The organism is Pseudomonas sp. MAG733B (assembly GCF_036884845.1).
In the GTDB taxonomy this organism is placed as follows: Bacteria; Pseudomonadota; Gammaproteobacteria; order Pseudomonadales; family Pseudomonadaceae; genus Aquipseudomonas.
Genome location: NZ_CP145732.1, coordinates 1,649,373 through 1,674,335 on the forward strand (window position 1 = coordinate 1,649,373; position 24,963 = coordinate 1,674,335).

Below are 24,963 nucleotides of genomic sequence, written 5' to 3' on the forward strand. Positions count from 1 at the left end.
AAACATCAGGCAAACAAAAAGGCCCCGAGGTTCACACCCCGGGGCCTTTTGCATTTCAGCGATGCTTAGGCAGCTTTCGCTTCCGGCTGGCTCAACGAGCGGTTCAGCGCGCTGAACAGTGCCTTGAAGCTGGCCGTGGTGATGTTTTCATCGATCCCCACGCCGTGCACCGCACGTTCGCCGTTCACGCGCAGTTCAATGTAGGCCGCAGCCTTGGCATTGGTGCCCGCGCCGATGGCGTGTTCGTTGTAGTCCATGATTTCTACAGGGATCGGCAGACCGGCCACCAATGCTTCCAGGGCGCCGTTGCCCTTGCCGCGCCAGTGCAGGTTGGTTTCGCCCTGACCTTTGCTCGCCACTTCCACTTCGACGGCGCTGTTGCCGTTTTCTTCCTGCAGGCGATGGCTGACCAGCGCATACGGGGTGTTGGCTTGCAGGTACTCGCTAATCAACAGCGAGTGAATCTGCTTGGCGGTCATTTCCAGGCCCAGGCGATCGGTTTCGCGCTGCACGACCTGGCTGAACTCGATCTGCATGCGACGCGGCAGGCTGATGCCGTATTCCTGCTCCAGGAGGTAAGCGATACCGCCCTTGCCCGACTGGCTGTTGACGCGGATGACTGCCTCGTAGCTGCGGCCGATGTCGGCCGGGTCGATTGGCAAGTAAGGCACTTCCCACAATGCATCGGATTTCTGCTGGGTAAAGCCCTTGCGGATCGCATCCTGGTGCGAACCGGAGAACGCGGTGTGCACCAGGTCGCCAACGTACGGGTGACGCGGGTGCACCTGGATCTGGTTGCACTCTTCGACGACTTTACGCACGCCGTCGATGTCGGAGAAGTCCAGCTGAGGATCGAGGCCTTGGGTGTACATGTTCAGGGCCACGGTCACGAGGTCGACGTTACCGGTACGCTCGCCGTTGCCGAACAGGCAGCCTTCGACACGGTCGGCGCCGGCCATCAGGCCCAGCTCGGTGGCGGCAACGCCAGTGCCACGGTCGTTGTGGGTGTGCAGGCTGATGATCACGCTGTCACGACGGTTGATGTGACGGCCGAACCATTCGATCTGGTCGGCATAGATGTTCGGGGTCGCGCATTCGACGGTGGCCGGCAGGTTGAGAATCATCTTGTGCTCAGGCGTCGGGTTCCAGACTTCGATCACCGCGTCGCAGACTTCCTTGGCGAACTCAAGCTCAGTGGCGCTGAAGGTTTCTGGCGAGTATTCGAAGGTCCACTCGGTGTCCGGCTGCTGGGCGGCGAATTTGACGAACAGCTTGGCCGCGCTCACGGCGATTTCCTTGATCCCGTCCTTGTCCTGGTTGAAGACAATGCGGCGGAAGGAAGGGGAGGTCGCGTTGTACAGGTGAACGATGGCTTTCTTCGCGCCGCGCAGTGACTCGAAGGTGCGCTCGATCAGGTCTTCACGGCCTTGGGTCAACACCTGGATGGTGGTGTCGTCCGGGATGTGGTTGCCTTCGATCAGGGTGCGGACGAAATCGAAGTCGGTTTGCGAAGCGGCCGGGAACGACGCTTCAATTTCTTTCACGCCAACCTGAACCAGGGTTTTCCAGAAGCGCAGTTTCTTGACCGCGTCCATCGGTTCGATCAGCGACTGGTTGCCATCACGCAGGTCGGAGCTGCACCAGATCGGCGCGGCAGTGATGGTTTTCGACGGCCAGGTGCGGTCCGGGATGTCGATGGTCGGGAACGCGCGGTATTTCGAAGACGGGTCTTTGAGCATGCTCATCGGGAAATCCTTATTGTGTGGGCCGAAAAAAGGCGGCCTGCCGGTGGATCAAAAGTTCTTGGGTAACGCTTGGGACGAGGCGCCGCGATTCAGCCCGGCAGTCGTGCGCTGACAAGGCACAAGCTGCGGTGCTGGCGGAGCTGAATGAGGGTGTGTGAGGTTTTCATGCCTTCAACCCTAACCTTGGGGGTGAAGGATGGCAAGCAGTCGAAAAAAATTGAGAGGAATCCTCGTCAGGACATATTTTGCGAGATTTTATTGCTGTGAATCGTGATGATCTTCTGCTTGTTTGCGCGTGGTTTGAGCGATGCGCAATCGAAGGATTGAGCGGCGGCTCCGACGACGGAGGCTATTCTTAAAGCCTCGGTTGGCAGGCAGGAGTCGGCAATGAACGAGTCCGATTGGAAATGCTATTGCGTGTTGCGCCCGGTGGCCCATGAGCGGATGTGCACCCGCATCATGACCGACGTCGAAAAGATCGTGCTGGACAAGAGCGTCGCGCCCTACGAGCGGATCGATGCCAGCGAAGAATTGCTCAAGGCCGGGCAGAAAGAGCTGTACTGGGCGTTTGGCGTCTTCAGGTTTTCACGGCATGAGGCGCGATCGCACTTGCTGGGGTTGTGTGCGCGGGAGTTGATCATGGCTGAAGAGTTGGCCGGGTTCTCGCTGGAGACTCAGGAGTGGATCAAGCATTGTCTGGCGGATCGGGAGGTGCATGGGATCGAGGATTTGGAGGCGGAATAGGTGGCGCCTGCCATGCCGCCTTCGCGAGCAAGCCCGCTCCCACCTTTGATTGCATTCCAATGTGGGAGCGGGCTTGCTCGCGAAGAGGCCATCAGCCTCACTAGAGATCTAAGGTTGAAACGCCCCGATAAAAATCGCCGGATCCACCCGCGCATCATTCAGGCTGACATTCCAGTGCATGTGCGGCCCGGTCGCCCGGCCAGTCGCCCCGACCTTGCCCACCACGCCACCGCGCGCCAGTTGCTGCCCAACCTTCACATCGATTTTCGACATGTGGCAAAACATGCTGATAAAGCCCTGGCCGTGATCGACAAACACCGTGTTGCCATTGAAGAAATAATTGCCGATCAGAATCACCTTGCCGGCGGCCGGGGTCTTGATCGGTGTGCCAGCGCCCACGGCGAAATCCAGGCCAGAGTGGGGGTTGCGCTCTTCACCGTTGAAGAACCGGCGCACACCGAACTTGCTCGACAGCGGACCATTGACCGGTTTGTCCAGCAGCAGGTTGCTTGGGGTGTTCGGGCTGAAGGTGCGGTAGGCGGCGATCTGTTCGGCCAGTTCACGCTCGATGCGCTTGAGATTCTCCGGGTCCGGATTGACCTGCTGGGTGTTCTTCAGGGTGATGCGCTGTTCCGGGTATTTCTTGTTGCCGACGGTGAAACTCAGATTGCGACCGCCGCTGCTGATGGACTGAGTGCCGGGTTTAACAGTCAACGGCACGCCGACAATGGCCAGCCAGTTGTTCTGCTCCTTGACCACCAACACCGGTTTACCTTGATAACTGGCTTTCGGTGCCTGCGCGGAAGCACCCAGATCCACGACGGCCACGCCACCCGGCACCGGTTTGTTCAGCAAACGGGTGATGTAACTGTCGGCGTGGGCGTTGAAGGTCAGGCACAGCAGCAACAGCGAAGCAAAAAAACGCGGCATGGATCAATCCAGTAAAGAGAGGGTGACGGGCGTCAGGTGATTGTCTTCGACCCGCACTTGCAGTTCGCCTTCACCCAGCTTGGCCTTCAGGCGCTGGCCGGTATGAGTCTGGCTGGCGTTGCGGATCGCGTTGCCGCGCTCGTCGAGCAAAATGCTGTAGCCACGGCCGAGCGTCGCCAACGGGCTGACCACATGCAGCGTCTGCATCTGGCTTTGCAGTTGCAGGCGACGGCTTTTCAATCCTTCGCGGATGGCGCGGGGCAGGCGTTCGGCGAGGCTGTCGAGGCGTTGGCGGAGCATCGCCAATTGTCGACCCGGATGTTGCCCGGCCAGACGGGTCTCCAGACGGATCAGCCGCTCGCGACGGGTATTGAGGCTGCGTTCGAAGGCGCGGCGCATGCGCATGTCCAGATCATCCAGACGCTGGGCTTGCTGGCGCAGACGTTCGCCGGGATGACGCAAACGGCGCGAAATACCTTCCAGACGTAACCGGTCACGCATCAGGCGATCGCGCATGCGCATCACCAGTCGGCGATGCAGGCTTTCGACGCGGCGCACCAGATCGCTGGAATCCGGTGCCAGCAGTTCGGCGGCGGCCGACGGCGTGGGCGCGCGGACGTCGGCGACGAAGTCACTGATCGAGACATCGGTTTCATGGCCGACAGCGCTGACGATGGGCGTCACGCAAGCGTCTACCGCACGGGCCACGGCTTCTTCGTTGAAACACCAAAGGTCTTCCAGCGAACCGCCGCCACGGGCCAGGATCAACGCGTCGAAACCACGAGCGTCCGCCAACTTCAGTGCACGGACAATCTGCGCGGTGGCTTCGCGACCCTGTACGGCGGTGGGGATCAGTGTCAGTTGCACTTGCGGTGCGCGGCGGCGGAACACGCTGATGATGTCGCGAATCACCGCGCCGGTCGGCGAGCTGATGATACCGATGCGTTGCGGGTGCGCCGGCAGCGGCACTTTGCGCTCGGCACTGAACAGGCCTTCGGCGCTGAGTTTTTCTTTCAAGGCATCGAAAGCCAGGCGCAACGCACCATCGCCGGCCGGCTCCACGGTGTCGAGAATCAGCTGATAATCGCCACGGCCCTCGAACAACGAGACCTTGCCGCGCACCTTGACCGCCAGGCCATCCTTCAACGCCTGACGCACTCGCGCGGCGTTCTGCCGGAACAGCGCGCAACGCACCTGGGCGCCGCTGTCCTTGAGGGTGAAATACACGTGGCCGGACGCCGGGCGGGCGAGGTTGGAGATTTCGCCTTCGACCCAGATGTTGCTGAACACGTCTTCGAGCAACACCCGCGCGCGGCCGTTGAGCTGGCTGACAGTCAGGACTTCGCGGTCCAGGCCGAGTCTTGCAAAGGGATCTTTAATCATGGGGCGCAGTTTAAAGGCATTCGGTGATCAATCTCCATGATCCTGCACAATTCCCTTGTGGGAGCGGGCTTGCTCGCGAATACGGTTTAACATTCGGCATCTTAATCGACTGAAACACCGCATTCGCGAGCAAGCCCGCTCCCACAAGGGGATAGTTGTAAGCAAATATCAAGGAAGACGGGGGAAATGAGTGTGCTCGAATTGTTAAACCAATGGCCCTTCAGCGCCACGGACTGGCTGATCATCGGTTCAGGCATCGCCCTGGCCTACATCGTGTTCGGCATCGCCGGCTTCGGCACGGCGCTGGTCGCCGGGCCTATTCTGATTTTGTTTATGCCGTTGTCGAAAATCGTCCCGCTGCTGGTGCTGCTGGATTTCGTCGCGGCATTCGGCAATTTGTTGCCCTCGCGGCGTGATGTGGCGAAACCGGAGCTGCTGCGGTTACTGCCGTGTATGGCGGTGGGCTGCACGTTGGGCGTGATTTTCCTGCTGAACCTGAAATCCGATCTGTTGCTGCTGATGATGGGGGTGTTTATCAGCGCCTATGCGATCTACAGCCTGTGGATAAAAGTCCGTCCGGCGCAGTTGTCCGCCGCGTGGGCGCTGCCGATGGGCACGATAGGCGGGATGTTCGGCGCGTTGTTTGGCAGTGGGGGCTTTTTGTATGCGATCTATCTGAACAGCCGCTTGCCCAAAGACGAAGCGCGGGCGACGCAAAGCGCGCTGATCAGTTGCAGCACGGTGGTGCGTTTGAGTCTGTTTGCTGTCGCGGGCGTGTATGCCGAACTGCCGTTGCTGGTGTTGGCGCTGTGCTTGCTGCCGGCCATGGCGCTGGGACTGTGGATAGGCCGACGACTGACCATGCGCTTGTCCCGCGAAGCGTTCGTGCGGTTGGTGACCTGGTTGGTGCTGGCCAGCGGGATCGCCTTGATCGGCCGATATCTCAGTGCATGACGCCGTCCCGTTCTTCTGTAGGAGCAAGGTTTGCCCGCGATGGCGTTCTTGAGGACGCTATCGCGGGCAAGCCTTGCTCCTACAGAGGGCAGCGTGACGTTTGGCTGTTTCGGCGTCAGTCGTTGTACTGACTCAGCAACCGTTCAAGCCGTGCGCTCAGGCGTCGTTTGATTTCGGTTTCGATGTGCGGCGCGAAGTCGTCGATCACGTCTTGCATGATCAATTGCGCGGCGGCGCGCAGTTCGCTGTCGAGGTACAGCAGCGCGTCAGCGTTCTTGTCGGCGCTCGGTGCCGGTTCGGCGGCAGGCTTGGCCGCAGGTGTCGGTGCGACGGTCGACGCGGGTTCGCTGACGGTGTCGAACAACATCGGAATCTGTTCCTGGTCACCGTCTTCGACCGTGTCGGTCAGCAGCGGTGGTTGCAGGTTGTCATCGCCGAGCAATTGGCGGATCGACTCAAGGTCGTCCAGCAGGTGCACGGACTGTTGCAGCGGTTTTGGAGTGTCCATCGGAATGCTCAGAGTCGCTGTAAACGGTGATCTTGCAAAGGATAGCCCTGTTCGCGGTAGAAACGGAAACTCTCCCGCGCGGCCGCTCTGATCGTCGGATCTTCGACCACCACTTCCGCCACGCGGGCGAAACGTTGGGCAAAGGCCGGGACTTTCAGGTCGAGGTTGACCAGCAAATCCTGGTGCTGACCGCAGTCATCGCCAAAACCCAGCACGATCAGGCTGTCCGGTTCGCTTTCAGCAGGGCCGTGGGGCACGAAACTTTCGCCCTTGAACGCCCACAGGCGCGCATCGAGATCATCGCGCTGGGCGGCATCGCTGCAATGCAGGTAGATGCGGTGGCCCATGCGCCAGGCTTTTTCGGTGAGCTTGCAGGCGAAGTCCAGGCGTGCCGAAGGATCGGCGCTGGGCAGGATATAGAAGTCGACTTTGGTCATTGCGGTTCCTGAGCCGGAGCGGCGTCACCCGAAAGTAACGCCGCCCAGGTTCATTGGTTTCAGGCTTTGGCGCGGTCCAGCAGGTATTGGGTCAGCAGGGGAACCGGACGGCCAGTGGCGCCCTTGTCCTTGCCGCCGCTGGTCCAGGCCGTGCCGGCGATGTCGAGGTGCGCCCAGTTCAGGTTCTTGGTGAAGCGCGACAGGAAGCAGGCCGCAGTGATGGTGCCGGCTTTCGGGCCACCGATGTTGGCGATGTCGGCAAACGGGCTGTCCAGCTGCTCTTGGTACTCATCGAACAGCGGCAGTTGCCAGGCGCGGTCGTCGGCAGCCGTGCCGGCGCTCAGCAGTTGGCCGATCAGCTCGTCGTTGTTGCCCAGCAGGCCGGAAGTATGGGAACCCAAGGCAACCACGCAAGCACCGGTCAGGGTGGCGATGTCGATCACTGCTTGCGGCTTGAAACGCTCGGAGTAGGTCAGGGCGTCGCACAGCACCAGACGGCCTTCGGCGTCGGTGTTGAGGATTTCCACAGTCTGGCCGCTCATGGTGGTGACGATGTCGCCCGGACGCGAAGCGTTGCCGCTCGGCATGTTCTCGGCGCAGGCCAGGATGCACACCAGGTTGATCGGCAGCTTCAGTTCGAGCACGGCACGCAGGGTGCCGAACACGCTGGCGGCGCCACCCATGTCGTACTTCATTTCATCCATGCCGGCGCCCGGTTTCAGGCTGATGCCGCCGGTGTCGAAGGTGATGCCCTTGCCGACCAGCGCGTAAGGCTTCTCGGATTTCTTGCCGCCGTTGTATTGCATGACGATCAGGCGCGGCGGCTGGGCGCTGCCCTGGCCGACGGCGTAGAACGAACCCATGCCGAGTGCCTTGATCTTCTTCTCGTCGAGGACTTCGACTTTCAGATCCTTGAACTCTTTGCCGAGGTTCTTCGCCTGCTCACCGAGGAACGTCGGGTGGCAGATGTTCGGCGGCAGGTTGCCCAGATTGCGGGTGAACGCCATGCCGTTTGCGATCGCGGTAGCGTGGGTCACGGCGCGCTGCACTTCAGCCTGGGCGGCCTTGATGGTCAGCAGGGTGATTTTCTTCAGGGCGCGGGGTTCGGCTTTCTGGCTCTTGAACTGGTCAAACTGGTATTCGCCGTCGACCAGGGTTTCGGCCAACAGACGGGTCTTGCCGTAGCTGTCGCGACCTTTCACCGCGATTTCGTCGAGGGCCAGTACTGCGTCGGTGCCGCCCAGGCCTTTCAAGGTGTTGAGTACGCCGGCGATGATTTTACGGAACGGGCGGTCGCCCAGTTCTTCATCCTTGCCCACGCCCACCAGCAGCACGCGATCGGCTTTCAGGTTCGGCAGGCTGTGCAGCAACAGGCTCTGGCCGACTTTGCCGGCCAGGTCGCCGCGTTTGAGAACGGCGCTGATTGCACCGCCGCTGAGTTCGTCGAGTTGTTTGGCGGCAGCGCCGAGCTTGCGGCCTTCACCGACGGCAACCACCAGCGTGGCGGTCTTCAACGTTTCCGGGTTAACGCTTTTTACAACCAGTTCCATGTCCGGGTCCCTGAATTTGATGGTCAACACGCAAGCGCTCGACGACGTATGTGCGTCGCTCGCTTATAGATAGAGAGGCGCCGGTCACGACCGGCGACGAAGGCCGCAGTTTGAACCTCGCTACCGGCGCCTGACAACCCTCGGTTGTACGATCTTCAGCGCTTTGACAGCCTGCGTGAGCGTGCGCAGTGACAGGCGCACCCAATCACAGGATAATGCGCCATCTTTTTTCGGCGGCTCTGCCTTGCGGGCTGTCTGATATGTTTGCTTGTTTGGCCGCCTTAGCCTGACAACCCTGGAGTGTCTGGTTTGATCGTCTTCCGTTATCTATCCCGCGAAGTCCTGTTGACCTTGAGTGCCGTGAGCGCCGTGTTGCTGGTCATCATCATGAGCGGACGCTTCATCAAGTACCTCGCCCAAGCAGCTTCGGGCCAACTGGATCCGGGCTCGCTGTTCCTGATCATGGGCTTTCGCCTGCCGGGCTTCCTGCAACTGATTTTGCCGCTGGGCCTGTTTCTCGGGATCCTGCTGGCCTACGGTCGCCTGTACCTTGAAAGCGAAATGACCGTGCTCTCGGCCACCGGCATGAGCCAGCAACGCCTGTTCCGCATGACCTTGTTCCCGGCCACGCTGGTGGCGCTGGTGGTTGCATGGTTGAGCCTGAGCCTGGCACCACAGGGTGCCAATCAGTTCCAGCTGCTGCTGAACAAGCAAGACGCCCTGACCGAGTTCGATACCCTGGAGCCCGGTCGTTTCCAGGCCCTGCGCGACGGTACGCGAGTGACGTACACCGAGCAGTTGTCGGATGACCGCATCAATCTGGGTGGTGTATTCATTTCGCAGAAGAACGTCAATTCCGACAAGAAGGATCGCGGGATCTCCGTGCTGGTGGCCGAGAAGGGCCGCCAGGAAATCCGCCCTGACGGCAACCGCTACCTGATCCTCGACAACGGCTACCGTTACGACGGTAATCCGGGGCAGGCCGACTATCGTGCGATCAAGTACGAAGAGTACGGCGTGTTGCTGCCCAAGCCGGATGTCAGTGACGAAGTGACCGATCGCGATGCAATGACCACCGCGTCCTTGCTGGGCAGCGACGACATTCGTTCGCGCACCGAGCTGCAATGGCGCCTGTCCCTGCCATTGCTGGTGTTCATCGTGACCCTGATGGCGGTGCCGCTGTCGCGGGTCAACCCGCGCCAGGGCCGTTTCCTCAAGCTGCTGCCGGCGATTCTTCTTTATATGGCTTACCTGACCATCCTGATTGCCGCTCGCGGCGCCCTCGAAAAGGGCAAGATTCCGCCAGCGCTGGGCTTGTGGTGGGTGCACGCGATCTTCCTGGTCATTGGCCTGGGCCTGCTTTACTGGGAGCCCCTGCGCTTGAAGATGGCGAGTCGCCGCAGCGCGCTGGAGGTGGCCCGTGGTTAAGCTCGACCGCTACATCGGTAGCAGCGTGTTCATGGCGATCCTCGCGGTACTGGGGATTATTCTCGGGTTGGCGACCTTGTTCGCCTTCATCGATGAGATGAGCGAAGTCAGCGACACCTACACCCTGGTCGATATTTTGAGCTACGTGTTGCTGACCGCGCCGCGTCGTCTGTACGACATGCTGCCGATGGCCGCGTTGATCGGCTGCCTGATCGGCCTCGGCAGTCTGGCCAGCAACAGCGAACTGACCATCATGCGCGCCGCTGGCGTGTCGATCGGGCGGATTGTCTGGGCGGTCATGAAGCCAATGCTGATCCTGATGGTGGTGGGCGTGTTGATCGGTGAGTACGTCGCGCCGGCAACCGAAAGCACCGCTCAGGCCAACCGTTCGCTGGCCCAGGGCAGTGGCGACGCGCAAAGCGCCAAGCACGGTCTGTGGCACCGCCAGGGTGACGAGTTCATCCACGTCAACTCCGTGCAACCCAACGGTATTTTGTATGGTGTGACCCGTTATCGCTTCGACGATCAACGCCACATGCTGTCCTCGAGCTTTGCCAAGCGCGCAGAGTTCGACAAGGATCACTGGCAGTTGAGCGATGTGACCACCACGGTGTTTCATGAAAAGAACACTGAAGTAGTCACTACCCCGGTTGAGCGCTGGGAGGTGGCCTTGAGCCCGCAGTTGCTGAGTACGGTCGTTATGGCGCCTGAATCCCTGTCGATCACTGGCTTGTGGGGCTATATCCACTATCTGGCGGACCAGGGGCTGAACAATGGCCGTTACTGGCTGGCGTTTTGGGTCAAGGTGTTGCAGCCGCTCGTCACCGCTGCTCTGGTGCTGATGGCGATTTCCTTCATTTTCGGCCCGTTGCGCTCCGTGACCCTTGGTCAGCGGGTATTTACCGGGGTTCTGGTAGGTTTCACCTTCCGCATTGCCCAGGATTTGCTGGGGCCTTCGAGCCTGGTGTTCGGTTTCTCGCCGCTGTTTGCGGTGCTGGTGCCAGCCAGTGTCTGTGCCCTGGCCGGGGTCTGGTTGTTGCGTCGCGCCGGTTGATGACGGCTGCTTCCTGACCTCGCTGCTGATAAAAAACGCCCCAGTCGCAAGACCGGGGCGTTTTTGTACGCGCCGTCTGACCTGCGAACGTGACGCTTGCGCCGTGGATCAGGTACAATTCCCGGCTATTTTTCGGCGGGCTATGCCTGCAGCCTTTTTGAGTGTTGATCCGTGAGTGATTTGAGTCATATCCGCAATTTCTCCATCATCGCCCACATTGACCATGGCAAGTCGACGCTGGCCGATCGCTTCATCCAGATGTGCGGCGGCCTGGCCGAGCGTGAAATGGAAGCCCAGGTACTGGATTCCATGGACCTTGAGCGTGAGCGCGGGATCACCATCAAGGCTCACAGCGTTACTCTGTATTACAAAGCCAAAGATGGTATCAACTACCAGCTGAACTTCATTGACACCCCCGGCCACGTTGACTTCACCTACGAAGTCAGCCGCTCGCTGGCGGCCTGTGAGGGCGCGCTGCTGGTGGTCGACGCCGGTCAGGGCGTGGAAGCCCAGTCCGTTGCCAACTGCTACACCGCGATCGAGCAGGGCCTGGAAGTGATGCCGGTGCTGAACAAGATCGACCTGCCACAGGCCGATCCGGACCGCGTTAAAGAAGAAATCGAAAAAATCATCGGCATCGATGCCACCGACGCGGTCACTTGCTCTGCCAAGACCGGTCTGGGCGTCGATGAAGTGCTTGAGCGCCTGGTCGCCACCATTCCCGCGCCGACCGGCAATATCGAAGATCCGCTGCAAGCGTTGATCATCGACTCCTGGTTCGACAACTACCTGGGCGTTGTCTCCCTGGTGCGTGTGCGTCACGGCCGCGTGAAGAAGGGCGACAAGATTCTGGTCAAGTCCACCGGTAAGATGCATCTCGTGGACAGCGTCGGTGTATTCAACCCGAAACACACCGCTACCGTTGACCTGAAGGCCGGTGAAGTAGGTTTCATCATCGCCGGTATCAAGGACATTCACGGTGCGCCGGTGGGTGACACCCTGACCTTGAGCTCCACGCCGGATGTCGACGTGCTGCCAGGTTTCAAACGCATTCAGCCGCAGGTGTACGCTGGTCTGTTCCCGGTCAGCTCCGACGACTTCGAAGATTTCCGTGAAGCGCTGCAAAAGCTCACCCTGAACGACTCGTCGCTGCAATACACGCCGGAAAGCTCCGACGCGCTGGGCTTCGGCTTCCGTTGCGGCTTCCTCGGCATGCTGCACATGGAAATCATCCAGGAGCGCCTGGAGCGCGAGTACGACCTGGACCTGATCACCACCGCGCCAACCGTAATCTTCGAGCTGCTGCTCAAGACCGGCGAGACGATCTACGTCGATAACCCGTCGAAACTGCCGGACCTGTCTTCCATCGAAGACATGCGCGAGCCGATCGTGCGGGCCAACATTCTTGTGCCGCAAGAGCACCTCGGCAACGTCATTACGCTGTGCATCGAAAAACGTGGTGTGCAGGTCGACATGCTGTTCCTCGGCACTCAGGTCCAGGTGACCTACGACCTGCCAATGAACGAAGTGGTGCTGGACTTCTTCGATCGCCTGAAATCCACCAGTCGCGGCTATGCTTCGCTGGACTACCATTTCGATCGTTACCAATCGGCTAGTCTGGTGAAACTGGACGTGCTGATCAACGGCGACAAGGTCGACGCCCTGGCGTTGATCGTGCACCGTGACAACGCGCACTACAAAGGTCGCCAGTTGACCGAGAAGATGAAAGAACTGATTCCGCGGCAGATGTTCGACGTGGCAATCCAGGCCGCCATTGGCGGTCAGATTGTGGCGCGTACAACCGTCAAGGCGCTCAGAAAGAACGTATTGGCCAAATGCTACGGTGGTGACGTCAGCCGTAAGAAGAAGCTGCTGGAAAAGCAAAAGGCCGGTAAAAAACGCATGAAGCAGGTCGGTAACGTGGAAATTCCACAAGAAGCCTTCCTTGCCGTGCTCAGGTTGGATAGTTAGGTCCTATGTCACTAAATTTCCCGCTGTTGCTGGTCATCGCCGTGTTCGTCTGCGGCCTGTTGGCGTTGCTCGATCTGTTGATCCTGGCACCGCGTCGGCGTGCCGCCATCACCTCCTATCAGGGCAGCGTCAGCCAGCCTGATATGGTGGTGGTCGAGAAGCTGAACAAAGAACCGTTGCTGGTTGAATACGGCAAGTCGTTCTTCCCGGTGTTGTTCATCGTGCTGGTGCTGCGTTCGTTCCTGGTGGAACCGTTCCAGATTCCATCCGGCTCGATGAAACCGACCCTGGATGTCGGCGACTTCATTCTGGTGAGCAAGTTTTCTTACGGGATCCGCCTGCCGGTGATCGACAAGAAAATCATCGAAGTCGGTGAGCCACAACGCGGTGATGTGATGGTGTTCCGTTACCCGAGCGACCCGAACGTCAACTACATTAAACGTGTAGTGGGCCTGCCGGGCGACACGGTACGGTACACCGCCGACAAGCGTCTGTTCGTAAACGGTGAGTCGATTGCCGAGCAACTGGTCGGCTCCGAGCCGGGCACGCTGGGCAGCGCCGAGCTCTACAAGGAAAAACTCGGCATCGCCGAGCACCTGATCCGCAAGGAAATGAGCCGCTACCGCGCAACGCCGGACCGTTCGTGGACCGTGCCGGCCGGGCACTACTTCATGATGGGCGACAACCGCGACAACTCGAACGACAGTCGCTACTGGGATGATCCGAGCATTCCCAAGGACCTGCTGGGCATGGTTCCCGACAAGAATATCGTCGGCAAGGCCTTTGCAGTCTGGATGAGCTGGCCGGAACCCAAACTCAGTCACCTGCCGAATTTCTCGCGGGTTGGCCTGATCAAGTAATCAAACACGGCGCTGTTGAACACAGCGCCGAATGCATTTCTGGAACCGGCACAATCGGCGCCAGACGCATGAAAACAATGATATTCAGGACGTTATTTTTGAACACAGCGTTAATTGTCCCAAGCCTGCGCCGACTCTCGGCGATGGCGGTGGAATCCAACCACGAACTCAGCGTGGGTAAACCGTGAGCGTCTCCCTAAGCCGTCTCGAGCGTCAGCTCGGCTACACCTTCAAGGATCAGGAACTGATGGTCCTGGCCCTGACTCACCGCAGTTTTGCCGGGCGCAACAACGAACGCCTGGAATTCCTCGGTGACGCCATCCTCAACTTCGTTGCCGGCGAGGCGCTGTTCGATCGCTTCCCGCTGGCCCGCGAAGGCCAGTTGTCGCGTTTGCGCGCACGCTTGGTGAAAGGTGAGACCCTGGCCGTACTGGCCCGTGGTTTCGATCTGGGCGATTACCTGCGCCTGGGTTCCGGCGAGTTGAAAAGCGGCGGTTTCCGTCGCGAGTCGATCCTGGCCGATGCCCTGGAAGCGCTGATTGGTGCGATCTATCTCGATGCCGGCATGGAAGTGGCGCGCGAGCGTGTGCTCGCCTGGCTGGCCGGAGAGTTCGAAGGCCTGACGCTGGTCGACACCAACAAAGATCCAAAAACCCGCCTGCAGGAATTCCTGCAGTCCCGTGGTTGCGAACTGCCGCGTTACGAAGTGGTGGATATCCAGGGTGAACCGCATTGCCGGACGTTCTTCGTCGAATGCGAAATCATCTTACTGAATGAAAAAAGCCGAGGTCAGGGTGTGAGTCGTCGTATTGCCGAACAGGTAGCGGCCGCCGCAGCACTGATTGCCCTGGGTGTGGAGAATGGCAATGACTGATACAAACGCAACTCGCTGTGGCTATGTTGCCATCGTCGGCCGTCCCAACGTGGGCAAGTCCACGCTGCTGAACCACATCCTGGGTCAAAAGCTGGCAATCACCTCGCGCAAACCGCAGACCACCCGCCACAACATGCTCGGCATCAAGACCGAGGGTGATGTGCAAGCGATCTACGTCGACACCCCGGGCATGCACAAGGGTGGCGAAAAGGCGCTGAACCGCTACATGAACAAGACCGCTTCGGCGGCGTTGAAAGACGTCGACGTGGTGATCTTCGTGGTCGACCGCACCAAGTGGACAGACGAAGACCAGATGGTTCTCGAGCGCGTCCAGTACGTGACCGGCCCATTGATCGTGGCGCTGAACAAGACCGACCGCATCGAAGACAAGGCCGAGCTGATGCCGCACTTGTCGTGGTTGCAGGAACAGCTGCCGAACGCACAGATCATCCCGATTTCCGCGCAGCACGGGCATAACCTCGATGCACTGGAGCGCGTGATCGCCGATCACCTGCCGGAAAACGATCACTTCTTCCCGGAAGACCAGATCACCGACCGCAGCAGCCGTTTCCTCGCCGCTGAGCTGGTGCGCGAGAAAATCATGCGCCAGATGGGCGCCGAGCTGCCGTACCAGATCACCGTTGAAATCGAAGAATTCAAGCAGCAGGGCAAAACCTTGCACATCCATGCCTTGATCCTCGTCGAGCGTGATGGCCAGAAGAAAATCATCATTGGCGACAAGGGCGAGCGTATCAAGCGCATCGGCACCGAGGCGCGCAAGGACATGGAACTGCTGTTCGACTCCAAGATCATGCTCAACCTGTGGGTCAAGGTTAAGGGTGGCTGGTCCGATGACGAGCGCGCGTTGCGTTCGTTGGGTTATGGCGACTTGTAATACACCGCAGCCCCCACTGTAGGAGCGAGCCTGCTCGCGATGGACTTGAAAGCGCCGCGTTCATTCAGAATGCCCGCGTCATCGTTATGCACCATCGCGAGCAGGCTCGCTCCTACAGTTCATTGAGAGCTCCATGTCCCAACCCATCCCCCAACCCGCCTACGTCCTCCACTCCCGCGCCTACCGCGAAAGCAGTGCTTTGGTGGACTTCCTCACGCCGCAAGGTCGGCTGCGGGCGGTGTTGCGCAGTGCGCGGGGCAAGGCCGGGACGCTGGCGCGGCCGTTCGTGCCGCTGGAAGTAGAGTTTCGTGGGCGTGGCGAGCTGAAGAATGTCGGGCGCATGGAAGCTGCAGGTGTTTCTACCTGGCTCAACGGTGAGGCACTGTTCAGTGGCCTCTATCTCAATGAACTGCTGATTCGCCTGTTGCCCGCCGAAGACCCGCATCCTGGCGTATTCGATCACTACGCCGCGACATTGCTGGCGCTGGCTGAAGGTCGTCCGCTGGAGCCGTTGTTGCGTTCGTTCGAATGGCGGTTGCTCGATGACCTTGGTTACGGATTCTCATTGACTACGGACATCCACGCTGAGGTTATCGCCCCTGACGGCCTCTATCGCCTGCAAGTGGATGCAGGGCTGGAGCGGGTCTACTTGCTGCAACCGGGACTGTTCAACGGCACCGAGCTGCTGGCCATGGCTGAAGCCGACTGGTCCGCGCCGGGCGCGTTGTCTGCTGCCAAGCGCCTGATGCGTCAGGCGCTGGCCGTTCACTTGGGCGGTCGTCCCCTGGCCAGTCGCGAGTTGTTTCGCAAGCCGTAGTCTCCCCGTATGCTGTGCACCGAACTTTCTCTTCTTCTGGAGCGCTTTCCGTGACCACCAGCACCCGCATTCTTCTTGGCGTGAACATCGACCACGTTGCCACCCTGCGTCAGGCCCGGGGCACTCGTTACCCGGACCCGGTCAAGGCTGCACTGGATGCGGAAGAGGCGGGCGCCGATGGCATTACCGTGCACCTGCGCGAAGACCGTCGGCACATTCAGGAGCGTGATGTTCTGGTGCTCAAGGATGTGCTGCAAACCCGCATGAACTTCGAAATGGGCGTCACCGAAGAAATGATGCAGTTCGCTGAGCGCATCCGCCCGGCGCACATCTGCCTGGTGCCGGAAACCCGTCAGGAGCTGACCACCGAAGGCGGTCTGGACGTGGCGGGGCAGGAAGCGCGGATCAAGGCCGCAGTGGAACGCCTGTCGAAACTCGGCTCTGAAGTGTCGCTGTTCATCGATGCCGACGAGCGGCAGATTGAGGCCTCACGTCGTGTTGGCGCTCCGGCCATTGAACTGCACACCGGTCGTTACGCCGATGCAGAGACGCCGACTGAAGTCGCCGAAGAGCTCAAGCGCGTGGCGGATGGCGTGGCGTTTGGCTTGGCTCAGGGGCTGATCGTCAATGCCGGTCATGGCCTGCACTATCACAACGTTGAAGCCGTGGCGGCGATCAAGGGTATCAACGAACTGAACATCGGCCACGCGCTGGTGGCCCATGCGCTGTTCGTTGGCTTCAAGTCGGCGGTGTCGGAGATGAAGGCGCTGATTCTGGCGGCGGCTGTCAAGGCTTAAAGGTCAACCAAAAACCACTGTGGGAGCGGGCTTGCTCGCGAAGGCGGTTTATCATCCAACATCTCTGTTGGCTGACACTCCGCTTTCGCGAGCAAGCCCGCTCCCACATTTGATTGGTGGTGATTGTCAGAGCGGGGCTGGCTCTTGAGCCGGTTTGGACTTGTCGATCCCCGGAACCAGCAGTTTGCCCTCGGCCACTTGATCGCCTTCAAGCTGCGGCTGCGTGACCCAGGTCAGGATGTCGTAGTAGCGACGGATGTTCGCCACGAAATGCACCGGCTCGCCGCCACGGGCGTAGCCGTAACGGGTCTTGCTGTACCACTTCTTCTCGGACAGACGCGGCAGGATTTTCTTCACGTCCAGCCATTTGTCCGGGTTCAGCCCTTCCTTGGCCGCCAGTTTGCGCGCGTCATCCAGGTGACCACTGCCGACGTTGTAGGCGGCGAGTGCAAACCAGGTGCGATCCGGTTCCTGGATCGAATCGTCCAGTTGTTCCTTCATATAAGCCAGGTACTTCGCGCCGCCCATGATGCTCTGCTTGGGGTCGAGGCGGTTGGACACGCCCATCGCCTGCGCGGTGTTCTGGGTCAGCATCATCAGGCCGCGCACACCGGTCTTCGAGGTCACGGCCGGTTGCCACAGCGATTCCTGATAACCGACCGCGGCCAGCAGGCGCCAGTCGACTTTCTCTATCTTGGCGTAGGCCTTGAAGTGCTTCTCGTATTTGGGCAGGCGTTGCTGCAAATGCTGGGCGAAGGTAGTGGCGCCCATGTAGCCAAGGACGTCGACGTGGCCGTAGTAACGGTCCTTGAGGCGTTGCAGGGTGCCGTTCTTCTTGACCTTGTCGAGGTAGTCGTTGATTTCGTTGAGCAGGCTATTGTCGTCGCCTGCCGCCACTGCCCAGCTCTGGTTGTTGGCGTCACCGAGGTCGAAGGCGACCCGAATATTGGTGAAGTACACCTGGTTCATCGCCACTTCGTTGGAGTCGACCAGGGTCAGGTCGATCTGGCCTTCGTCGACCATGCGCAACAGGTCGACCACTTCAACCTGATCGGATTCTTCGTAGTCGATGCCAGGGAATTTCTTTTTCAGCTCCGCCAGTTGCTCGGCGTGGGTGCTGCCCTTGAGCACCATGATCTTCTTGCCGACCAGATCTTTCGCGTCGGTGGGGCGCGACTGGCCGTTGCGGTAGATGATCTGCGGGGTGACTTCCAGATAGGAGTGGGAGAAGCGCACCTGCTTCTTGCGGTCGTCACTGCTGACCAGGCCGGCAGCCGCCAGCACCGGGCCGTTCGGTTTACCAATCTGATTGAACAGGTCGTCGAGGTTATCGGCGGTCTCGATCTTCAGTTCGACCCCCAGATCGTCGGCGAAGCGCTTCACCAGCTCGTATTCGAAGCCGGTTTCACCGTTGCGATCCTGAAAGTAGGTGGCGGGGCTGTTTCGGGTGACCACCCGCAGCACACCATCCTCCTTTACGCGCTCCAGCGTGTTGGGTTTATCAACACAGCCACTGAGCATCAGGAAGAGTCCGGTTGCGATCAGCCATTTGGCGTACCGCGGACGCAAAGCCGTTGGGAAAAACATGTGCGCAGTATACGCAAAGGACCACGGGCGCCATATCTCGACAGTGAAGGGGTTGTCTGCTAGAGATCACAAAACCGAGCAAAACCCCGCAGGAATGGGCCTTGCCCGCATTTTGTTACAGTAAAAATAAGCTAAGGTCACACACCCAATTAACCTGACTTTCGAGGCAGAAACACAGAATGGCACCCGAGTGCAACCGTGCGTAGCGTTTCGGGTGATGTCGCTGGCTGTTTAGGCTAGAATGCACGGCCTCAAAGCACACCCCTTCCCGAGGCTGTCCCGAAGATGTTGATCCTGCGCGGCGCTCCTGCCCTTTCTGCCTTTCGCCACAGCAAGCTCCTTGAGCAACTGAGCCAGAAGGTCCCGGCTGTCAGTGGCCTGTATGCTGAATTCGCTCACTTCGCCGAAGTTACCGGCGTCCTGACCGGCGACGAACAGCAGGTGCTTGCGCGCCTTCTGAAGTACGGTCCAAGCGTTCCGGTCCAGGAGCCGACCGGTCGTCTGTTCCTGGTGTTGCCGCGTTTCGGCACCATCTCGCCATGGTCGAGCAAGGCCAGCGACATCGCTCGCAACTGCGGCCTGAGCAAGATCCAGCGACTGGAGCGCGGTATTGCGTTCTACGTGGCCGGCCAGTTCAGCGACGCTGAAGTGCAACTGATCGCCGACGTGCTGCACGACCGCATGACCCAGATCGTCCTGGGCAACCTCGAACAGGCCGCCGGCCTGTTCAGCCACGCCGAGCCAAAACCCCTGACCGCGATCGACGTGTTGGGTGGCGGCCGTGCCGCGCTGGAAAAAGCCAACACCGAGCTGGGCCTGGCCCTGGCCGAAGACGAGATCGATTACCTGGTCAACGCCTTCGTCGGCTTGAAGCGCAACCCGCACGACATCGAACTGATGATGTTCGCCCAGGCGAACTCCGAGCACTGCCGTCACAAGATCTTCAACGCCAGTTGGGACATCGACGGCGAGAGCCAGGAAAAAAGCCTGTTCGGCATGATCAAGAACACCTACGTGATGCACAGCGAAGGCGTTCTGTCGGCTTATAAGGACAACGCTTCGGTCATCGTCGGCTCCGTGGCCGGCCGTTTCTTCCCGGACCCTGAAACCCGCCAGTACGGCGCGGTGCAGGAGCCGGTGCACATCCTGATGAAAGTCGAGACCCACAACCACCCGACCGCGATTGCCCCGTTCCCGGGCGCATCCACCGGTTCCGGCGGCGAGATCCGCGACGAAGGCGCGACCGGCCGTGGCGCCAAGCCAAAGGCTGGCCTGACCGGTTTCACCGTATCCAACCTGCAAATCCCGGGCTTCGAACAGCCGTGGGAAGTGCCGTACGGCAAGCCTGAGCGCATCGTTACCGCGCTGGACATCATGATCGAAGGCCCGCTCGGCGGCGCTGCGTTCAACAACGAATTCGGTCGTCCGGCCCTGACTGGCTACTTCCGTACCTTCGAACAATCGATCACCACCCCGCACGGTGACGAAGTTCGCGGTTACCACAAGCCGATCATGCTGGCTGGCGGCATGGGTAACATCCGTGAAGAACACGTCAAGAAAGGCGAGATCCTGGTCGGCTCCAAGCTGATCGTACTCGGCGGCCCTGCGATGCTGATCGGTCTGGGCGGCGGCGCGGCTTCCTCCATGGCCACTGGCACCAGCTCGGCAGACCTGGACTTCGCTTCGGTACAACGCGAAAACCCTGAGATGGAGCGTCGCTGCCAGGAAGTCATCGACCGTTGCTGGCAACTGGGCGACAAGAACCCGATCAGCTTCATCCACGACGTGGGTGCCGGTGGTCTGTCCAACGCCTTCCCGGAACTGGTCAACGACGGCGAGCGTGGTGGCCGTTTCGAACTGCGCAACATTCCAAATGACGAGCCGGGCATGGCCCCGCACGAAATCTGGTCCAACGAATCCCAGGAACGTTACGTCCTGGCCGTCGGCCCGGCAGACTTCGAGCGCTTCAAGGCGATCTGCGAACGCGAGCGTTGCCCGTTTGCCGTCGTCGGCGAAGCCACTGCCGAGCCACAACTGACCGTGACCGACAGCCACTTCGGCAACAGCCCGGTGGACATGCCACTGGAAGTGTTGCTGGGCAAGGCTCCACGCATGCACCGTTCGGTGGTTCGTGAAAGCGAACTGGGCGACGACTTCGATCCGTCGACGCTCGACATCGGCAACTGCGTCGAGCGCGTCCTGCACCACCCGGCCGTGGCCAGCAAGAGCTTCCTGATCACCATCGGCGACCGCACCATCACCGGCCTCGTGGCCCGTGACCAGATGGTCGGCCCGTGGCAGGTTCCGGTGGCCGACGTTGCCGTCACCGCCACGAGCTTCGACGTCTACACCGGTGAAGCCATGGCCATGGGCGAGCGTACTCCGCTGGCATTGCTGGACGCTCCGGCGTCGGGCCGCATGGCCATCGGCGAAACCCTGACCAACATCGCCGCTTCGCGCATCGGCAAGATCTCCGACATCAAACTGTCGGCGAACTGGATGTCGGCGGCCGGTCACCCCGGTGAAGATGCACGCCTGTACGACACCGTGAAAGCGGTCGGCATGGAACTGTGCCCTGAGCTGGGCATCACCATTCCGGTGGGCAAGGACTCGATGTCAATGGCCACCCGTTGGAACGACGAAGGCGTGGACAAGTCCGTGACTTCGCCGATGTCCCTGATCGTGACCGGTTTCGCGCCAGTGACTGACATCCGTCAGACCCTGACCCCGCAACTGCGCATGGACAAGGGCACTACCGACCTGATCCTGATCGACCTCGGTCGTGGCCAGAACCGCATGGGCGCCTCGATCCTCGCGCAGGTTCACGGCAAGCTCGGCATGCACGCTCCGGACGTCGATGACGCCGAAGACCTGAAAGCCTTCTTCGCGGTGATCCAGGGCCTCAACGCCGACGGTCACCTGCTGGCTTACCACGACCGTTCCGACGGTGGTCTGCTGACCAGCGTTGTCGAGATGGCCTTCGCCGGTCACTGCGGCCTGAGCCTGAACCTCGACGGTCTGGCGGAAACTTCCGCGGACATCGCCGCCATCCTGTTCAACGAAGAACTGGGTGCCGTGATCCAGGTTCGCCAGGACGCCACGCCGGACATCCTTGCTCAGTTCAGCGCTGCCGGCCTGGGCGACTGCGTGTCGGTCATCGGTCAGCCGATCAACAATGGCGAGATCAACATCACCTTCAACGGTGACACCGTGTTCGAAGGCCAGCGTCGTCTGCTGCAACGCCAGTGGGCCGAGACCAGCTACCAGATCCAGCGTCTGCGTGACAACGCCGACTGCGCCGATCAGGAATTCGACGTACTGCTGGAAGAAGACAACCCGGGCCTGAGCGTCAAGCTCAGCTACGACGTCAACCAGGACGTGGCCGCGCCTTACATCAAGAAAGGCATTCGCCCACAGGTTGCCGTACTGCGTGAGCAGGGCGTCAACGGTCAGGTGGAAATGGCAGCGGCGTTCGACCGCGCCGGTTTCAACGCGATCGACGTGCACATGAGCGACATTCTGGCCGGCCGTGTCGACCTGAACGAGTTCAAGGGCATGGTCGCCTGCGGCGGTTTCTCCTACGGCGACGTATTGGGTGCCGGTGAAGGCTGGGCAAAATCGGCGCTGTTCAACAGCCGTGCCCGCGATGCGTTCCAGGGTTTCTTCGAGCGTAACGACAGCTTCACCCTCGGCGTGTGCAACGGTTGCCAGATGATGTCCAACCTGCACGAGCTGATCCCGGGCAGCGAGTTCTGGCCGCACTTCGTGCGTAACCGTTCCGAGCAGTTCGAAGCCCGCGTTGCGATGGTGCAGATCCAGGAGTCGAACTCGATCTTCCTGCAAGGCATGGCCGGTTCGCGCATGCCGATCGCCATTGCTCACGGCGAAGGTCATGCCGAGTTCTCCAGCGAAGAAGCACTGCTGGAAGCCGATCTGTCCGGTTGCGTGGCGATGCGTTTCGTCGACAACCATGGCAAGGTCACCGAAAACTACCCGGGCAACCCGAACGGTTCGCCGCGCGGGATCACCGGTTTGACCAGCCGCGACGGTCGCGTAACGATCATGATGCCGCACCCGGAGCGTGTGTTCCGCGCCGTGCAGAACTCGTGGCGTTCGGACGAGTGGAGCGAAGATGCACCGCTGATTCGCATGTTCCGTAACGCTCGCGTGTGGGTGAACTAAGCGCCGTGTACAAGCTGAGTTTTTTTGTTCCCGACAGTCATGTCGAAGTGGTCAAAAGTGCTGTGTTCGCCGCTGGTGGAGGGCGAATCGGTGACTATGACCACTGTGCGTGGCAGGTGCTTGGCACTGGCCAGTTTCGTCCACTGGACGGCAGTCAGCCGTTCATTGGCGAAGCGGGGCAGGTCGAGCAGGTCGAGGAATGGAAGGTTGAGCTTGTGGTGGCCGATGAGTTGATTCGCTCGGTGGTGGCGGCTCTGAAACAGAGCCATCCCTACGAGACACCGGCTTATGAAGTGTGGCGGCTGGAGGATTTCTGATTCTCTGGCTGCTGAAATGAAAAACCCGCTGAGAGTGATTTCAGCGGGTTTTTTGTTGCTCAAGATTTTGGTGGGAGTGAGGGCCCTATCGCGGGCAAGCCTTGCTCCTACAAAATCGGCGTTGTACCAGCAACTGTCGAACGCCTCCACTTTGTAGGAGCAAGGCTTGCCCGCGATGGGGCCCGCCCAGGCGCCATCAGTCTAAACCTTCGCACTCACCTCACTGCGATTGACCAACGCTTCCAGCGCATCACTCAAGCTCGGCGCCTTGTCGCCAACCAGCAGATGCCAGATACCACCCTCCAACTGACTCACACCCTGACACCCCAACGCCTTCAACTCACACTCCGACAACACCTTGCCATCCGCCAGTTGCAGACGAATCCGGGTCATCGCCACGCAGTCCAGTTGCAGCACATTGTCGCCACCGCCAAGCGCATTCAGCCATTGCTGGGCCTCAGGTGTCGCCACGGCGGCTGGGGGCGGTGCGTCGATTGCGACTGCGGGAGTGGAAATCAGCGCGCGACCCAGCGCCGGCATCGCCAGGCGAATCTCGTCGGCAATGCTGTCGGCCATCGGCCCGACCACCACCTGCAAACTCCCGCCCTTGCCGGGGCGGACCACGGCCATGGCGCCGAGTGCTTTCAAATCCGCGTCGGAGGCTTTGTTGCGATCCACCATGTCCAGGCGCAAGCGTGTGGTGCACGCGCCGACGGTGATCAGGTTTTCCGCGCCGCCCAAGGCCTTGATGTAAGCCCCGGCCCGCTCGTTGTCGGCCACAACGACTTGCTCGGCGGCTGCGACGCCTTCACGGCCCGGGGTTTTCAGGTCGAAGCGGCGGATACAGAAATCAAACACGACGTAGTAGATGACGGCGTACGCCAGGCCAACCGGGAACACCAGCCAGCCGTTGGTGGATTTGCCCCAGCCGAGAACCATGTCGATGAAGCCGCCGGAGAAGGTGAACCCCAAATGGATGTTCAGCGCATTGGTGACGGCCATCGCCAGACCGGTCAACAAGGCGTGCAGCAAAAACAGCAGCGGTGCGAGGAACATGAAGGCGAACTCGATCGGCTCGGTCACACCGGTCAAGAATGCAGTCAGGGCCATCGACAGGAAAATCCCGCCCATGATTTTTCGGCGTTCCGGCAGGGCGTTGCGGTACATCGCCAGGCACGCAGCGGGCAGGCCGAAGATCATCATCGGGAACATGCCGGTCATGAACTGGCCGCCTTTCGGGTCACCGGCAAAGTAGCGCGACAGATCGCCGGTCACCAGCGCGCCGGTGGTGGGGTCGGTAAAGTTGCCGAACACGAACCACGCCATGTTGTTGAGGATGTGGTGCAAGCCGGTGACGATCAGCAGGCGGTTGAACACGCCGAAGACGAACGCGCCGAAACTACCGCTTTCCATCATCAACGTGCCGAAGCTGTTGATGCCTTGCTGGATTGGCGGCCAGATGTAGCCGAAAACCACGCCCAGGCCGACCGCTGCGAACCCGGTGACAATCGGCACGAAGCGCCGTCCGCCGAAGAACGCCAGATACTCCGGTAACTTGATGTCCTTGAAGCGGTTGTACAGCGCGCCCGCCATCAAGCCGCTGACGATCCCGGCGAGCATGCCCATGTTGATGCTCGCATCCAGCACTTTGAGCGTGGAGATCATCACGAGATAGCCAATGACACCGGCAAGGCCCGCCGTGCCGTTATTGTCCTTGGCAAACCCGACCGCGATGCCGATGGCAAAAATCATCGCCAGGTTGGCGAAGATCACTTGGCCGGCATCGTGGATGATCGCGATGTTCAGCAAGTCGGTGTCGCCCAGGCGCAGCAACAGGCCGGCAATCGGCAGGATCGCGATCGGCAGCATCAGCGCGCGGCCGAGGCGCTGCAGGCCTTCAATGAAAAGTTGGTACATGGCGGTTCTCCCT

The 24,963-nt window shown here is 60.4% G+C and carries 20 protein-coding genes; 12 read left to right on the forward strand and 8 right to left on the reverse strand.

Going from position 1 to position 24,963, the window contains the following annotated elements; translation table 11 throughout:
• Positions 1 to 65: 65 nt before the first annotated feature.
• Entirely contained in the window at positions 66 to 1,745 is a 1,680-nt protein-coding gene (leuA, locus tag V6Z53_RS07480; RefSeq protein WP_338584902.1) for a 2-isopropylmalate synthase, read from the reverse strand.
• A gap of 387 nt (positions 1,746 to 2,132) precedes the next feature.
• Here leuA and V6Z53_RS07485 point away from each other — a divergent pair, with 387 nt between their 5' ends.
• The gene (locus V6Z53_RS07485; protein WP_338584903.1) at positions 2,133 to 2,489 is read left to right on the forward strand and encodes a hypothetical protein; all 357 of its coding nucleotides are present in this window, start codon (positions 2,133 to 2,135) and stop codon (positions 2,487 to 2,489) included.
• Positions 2,490 to 2,597: 108 nt separating this feature from the next.
• Here V6Z53_RS07485 and V6Z53_RS07490 read toward each other — a convergent pair whose 3' ends face one another.
• Positions 2,598 to 3,419 carry a peptidoglycan DD-metalloendopeptidase family protein gene (locus V6Z53_RS07490; protein ID WP_338584904.1) on the reverse strand — a complete coding sequence of 274 codons (822 nt, stop codon included), beginning with the start codon at positions 3,417 to 3,419 and terminating at the stop codon, positions 2,598 to 2,600.
• A 3-nt stretch (positions 3,420 to 3,422) separates the two neighbouring features.
• Complete coding sequence (gene xseA, locus V6Z53_RS07495) at positions 3,423 to 4,802, reverse strand: exodeoxyribonuclease VII large subunit (protein ID WP_338584905.1); 1,380 nt, start codon at positions 4,800 to 4,802, stop codon at positions 3,423 to 3,425.
• Between the two features lie 186 nt (positions 4,803 to 4,988).
• Between xseA and V6Z53_RS07500 the strand changes: the two genes are divergently transcribed.
• Positions 4,989 to 5,756, forward strand: coding sequence for a sulfite exporter TauE/SafE family protein (locus tag V6Z53_RS07500; protein WP_338584906.1), 768 nt, complete (start codon positions 4,989 to 4,991; stop codon positions 5,754 to 5,756).
• A gap of 115 nt (positions 5,757 to 5,871) precedes the next feature.
• Here the strand turns inward: V6Z53_RS07500 and V6Z53_RS07505 are convergent, their stop codons facing one another.
• From V6Z53_RS07505 to V6Z53_RS07515, 3 genes are read right to left on the reverse strand one after another with little or no spacing between them, the layout of a single operon-like run.
• Positions 5,872 to 6,264, reverse strand: a complete 393-nt coding sequence (locus V6Z53_RS07505) for a DNA polymerase III subunit chi (protein WP_338584907.1) — start codon at positions 6,262 to 6,264, stop codon at positions 5,872 to 5,874.
• A gap of 8 nt (positions 6,265 to 6,272) precedes the next feature.
• Positions 6,273 to 6,701 carry a DNA polymerase III subunit chi gene (locus V6Z53_RS07510; RefSeq protein WP_338584908.1) on the reverse strand — a complete coding sequence of 143 codons (429 nt, stop codon included), beginning with the start codon at positions 6,699 to 6,701 and terminating at the stop codon, positions 6,273 to 6,275.
• A 59-nt stretch (positions 6,702 to 6,760) separates the two neighbouring features.
• A complete protein-coding gene (locus V6Z53_RS07515; protein ID WP_338584909.1) occupies positions 6,761 to 8,251 on the reverse strand; it encodes a leucyl aminopeptidase in 1,491 nt (496 codons plus the stop codon).
• Positions 8,252 to 8,560: 309 nt separating this feature from the next.
• Here V6Z53_RS07515 and lptF point away from each other — a divergent pair, with 309 nt between their 5' ends.
• The 8 genes from lptF to pdxJ all read left to right on the forward strand — a co-directional run bounded on the left by lptF (position 8,561) and on the right by pdxJ (position 16,947).
• On the forward strand, positions 8,561 to 9,679 hold the full coding sequence (gene lptF / locus V6Z53_RS07520; protein WP_338584910.1) for an LPS export ABC transporter permease LptF: 1,119 nt from the start codon (positions 8,561 to 8,563) through the stop codon (positions 9,677 to 9,679).
• Positions 9,672 to 10,733 (forward strand): LPS export ABC transporter permease LptG, encoded by a 1,062-nt coding sequence (gene lptG / locus V6Z53_RS07525; protein WP_338584911.1) that lies wholly within the window; start codon positions 9,672 to 9,674, stop codon positions 10,731 to 10,733. Before lptF ends, lptG begins: the two co-directional genes overlap by 8 nt.
• 171 nt (positions 10,734 to 10,904) lie before the next feature.
• A complete protein-coding gene (gene lepA, locus V6Z53_RS07530; protein WP_338584912.1) occupies positions 10,905 to 12,704 on the forward strand; it encodes a translation elongation factor 4 in 1,800 nt (599 codons plus the stop codon).
• Between the two features lie 5 nt (positions 12,705 to 12,709).
• A complete protein-coding gene (gene lepB / locus V6Z53_RS07535; protein WP_338584913.1) occupies positions 12,710 to 13,564 on the forward strand; it encodes a signal peptidase I in 855 nt (284 codons plus the stop codon).
• Between the two features lie 184 nt (positions 13,565 to 13,748).
• Positions 13,749 to 14,438, forward strand: coding sequence for a ribonuclease III (gene rnc / locus V6Z53_RS07540; protein ID WP_338584914.1), 690 nt, complete (start codon positions 13,749 to 13,751; stop codon positions 14,436 to 14,438).
• Positions 14,431 to 15,333 carry a GTPase Era gene (gene era / locus V6Z53_RS07545; protein WP_008056597.1) on the forward strand — a complete coding sequence of 301 codons (903 nt, stop codon included), beginning with the start codon at positions 14,431 to 14,433 and terminating at the stop codon, positions 15,331 to 15,333. The genes rnc and era overlap by 8 nt, the downstream gene beginning before the upstream one ends.
• A gap of 133 nt (positions 15,334 to 15,466) precedes the next feature.
• Positions 15,467 to 16,150 (forward strand): DNA repair protein RecO, encoded by a 684-nt coding sequence (gene recO, locus V6Z53_RS07550; protein ID WP_338584915.1) that lies wholly within the window; start codon positions 15,467 to 15,469, stop codon positions 16,148 to 16,150.
• A 50-nt stretch (positions 16,151 to 16,200) separates the two neighbouring features.
• Positions 16,201 to 16,947, forward strand: coding sequence for a pyridoxine 5'-phosphate synthase (gene pdxJ / locus V6Z53_RS07555; RefSeq protein WP_338584916.1), 747 nt, complete (start codon positions 16,201 to 16,203; stop codon positions 16,945 to 16,947).
• A gap of 126 nt (positions 16,948 to 17,073) precedes the next feature.
• Here pdxJ and mltF read toward each other — a convergent pair whose 3' ends face one another.
• Positions 17,074 to 18,534 (reverse strand): membrane-bound lytic murein transglycosylase MltF, encoded by a 1,461-nt coding sequence (gene mltF / locus V6Z53_RS07560; RefSeq protein ID WP_338584917.1) that lies wholly within the window; start codon positions 18,532 to 18,534, stop codon positions 17,074 to 17,076.
• 285 nt (positions 18,535 to 18,819) lie between these two features.
• Between mltF and purL the strand changes: the two genes are divergently transcribed.
• Positions 18,820 to 22,716, forward strand: a complete 3,897-nt coding sequence (purL, locus tag V6Z53_RS07565; RefSeq protein WP_338584918.1) for a phosphoribosylformylglycinamidine synthase — start codon at positions 18,820 to 18,822, stop codon at positions 22,714 to 22,716.
• Between the two features lie 5 nt (positions 22,717 to 22,721).
• Positions 22,722 to 23,033 (forward strand): YqfO family protein, encoded by a 312-nt coding sequence (locus V6Z53_RS07570; RefSeq protein WP_102670205.1) that lies wholly within the window; start codon positions 22,722 to 22,724, stop codon positions 23,031 to 23,033.
• 201 nt (positions 23,034 to 23,234) lie between these two features.
• Here the strand turns inward: V6Z53_RS07570 and nagE are convergent, their stop codons facing one another.
• On the reverse strand, positions 23,235 to 24,950 hold the full coding sequence (nagE, locus tag V6Z53_RS07575; RefSeq protein ID WP_338584919.1) for an N-acetylglucosamine-specific PTS transporter subunit IIBC: 1,716 nt from the start codon (positions 24,948 to 24,950) through the stop codon (positions 23,235 to 23,237).
• Positions 24,951 to 24,963: the final 13 nt, after the last annotated feature.

Coding starts and splice junctions, on each gene's coding strand:
- leuA (WP_338584902.1), bottom strand. CDS start 1,745: ATGAGCATGCTCAAAGACCCGTCTTCGAAATACCGCGCGTTCCCGACC.
- V6Z53_RS07485 (WP_338584903.1), top strand. CDS start 2,133: ATGAACGAGTCCGATTGGAAATGCTATTGCGTGTTGCGCCCGGTGGCC.
- V6Z53_RS07490 (WP_338584904.1), bottom strand. CDS start 3,419: ATGCCGCGTTTTTTTGCTTCGCTGTTGCTGCTGTGCCTGACCTTCAAC.
- xseA (WP_338584905.1), bottom strand. CDS start 4,802: ATGATTAAAGATCCCTTTGCAAGACTCGGCCTGGACCGCGAAGTCCTG.
- V6Z53_RS07500 (WP_338584906.1), top strand. CDS start 4,989: ATGAGTGTGCTCGAATTGTTAAACCAATGGCCCTTCAGCGCCACGGAC.
- V6Z53_RS07505 (WP_338584907.1), bottom strand. CDS start 6,264: ATGGACACTCCAAAACCGCTGCAACAGTCCGTGCACCTGCTGGACGAC.
- V6Z53_RS07510 (WP_338584908.1), bottom strand. CDS start 6,701: ATGACCAAAGTCGACTTCTATATCCTGCCCAGCGCCGATCCTTCGGCA.
- V6Z53_RS07515 (WP_338584909.1), bottom strand. CDS start 8,251: ATGGAACTGGTTGTAAAAAGCGTTAACCCGGAAACGTTGAAGACCGCC.
- lepB (WP_338584913.1), top strand. CDS start 12,710: ATGTCACTAAATTTCCCGCTGTTGCTGGTCATCGCCGTGTTCGTCTGC.
- era (WP_008056597.1), top strand. CDS start 14,431: ATGACTGATACAAACGCAACTCGCTGTGGCTATGTTGCCATCGTCGGC.
- recO (WP_338584915.1), top strand. CDS start 15,467: ATGTCCCAACCCATCCCCCAACCCGCCTACGTCCTCCACTCCCGCGCC.
- mltF (WP_338584917.1), bottom strand. CDS start 18,534: ATGTTTTTCCCAACGGCTTTGCGTCCGCGGTACGCCAAATGGCTGATC.
- purL (WP_338584918.1), top strand. CDS start 18,820: ATGTTGATCCTGCGCGGCGCTCCTGCCCTTTCTGCCTTTCGCCACAGC.
- nagE (WP_338584919.1), bottom strand. CDS start 24,950: ATGTACCAACTTTTCATTGAAGGCCTGCAGCGCCTCGGCCGCGCGCTG.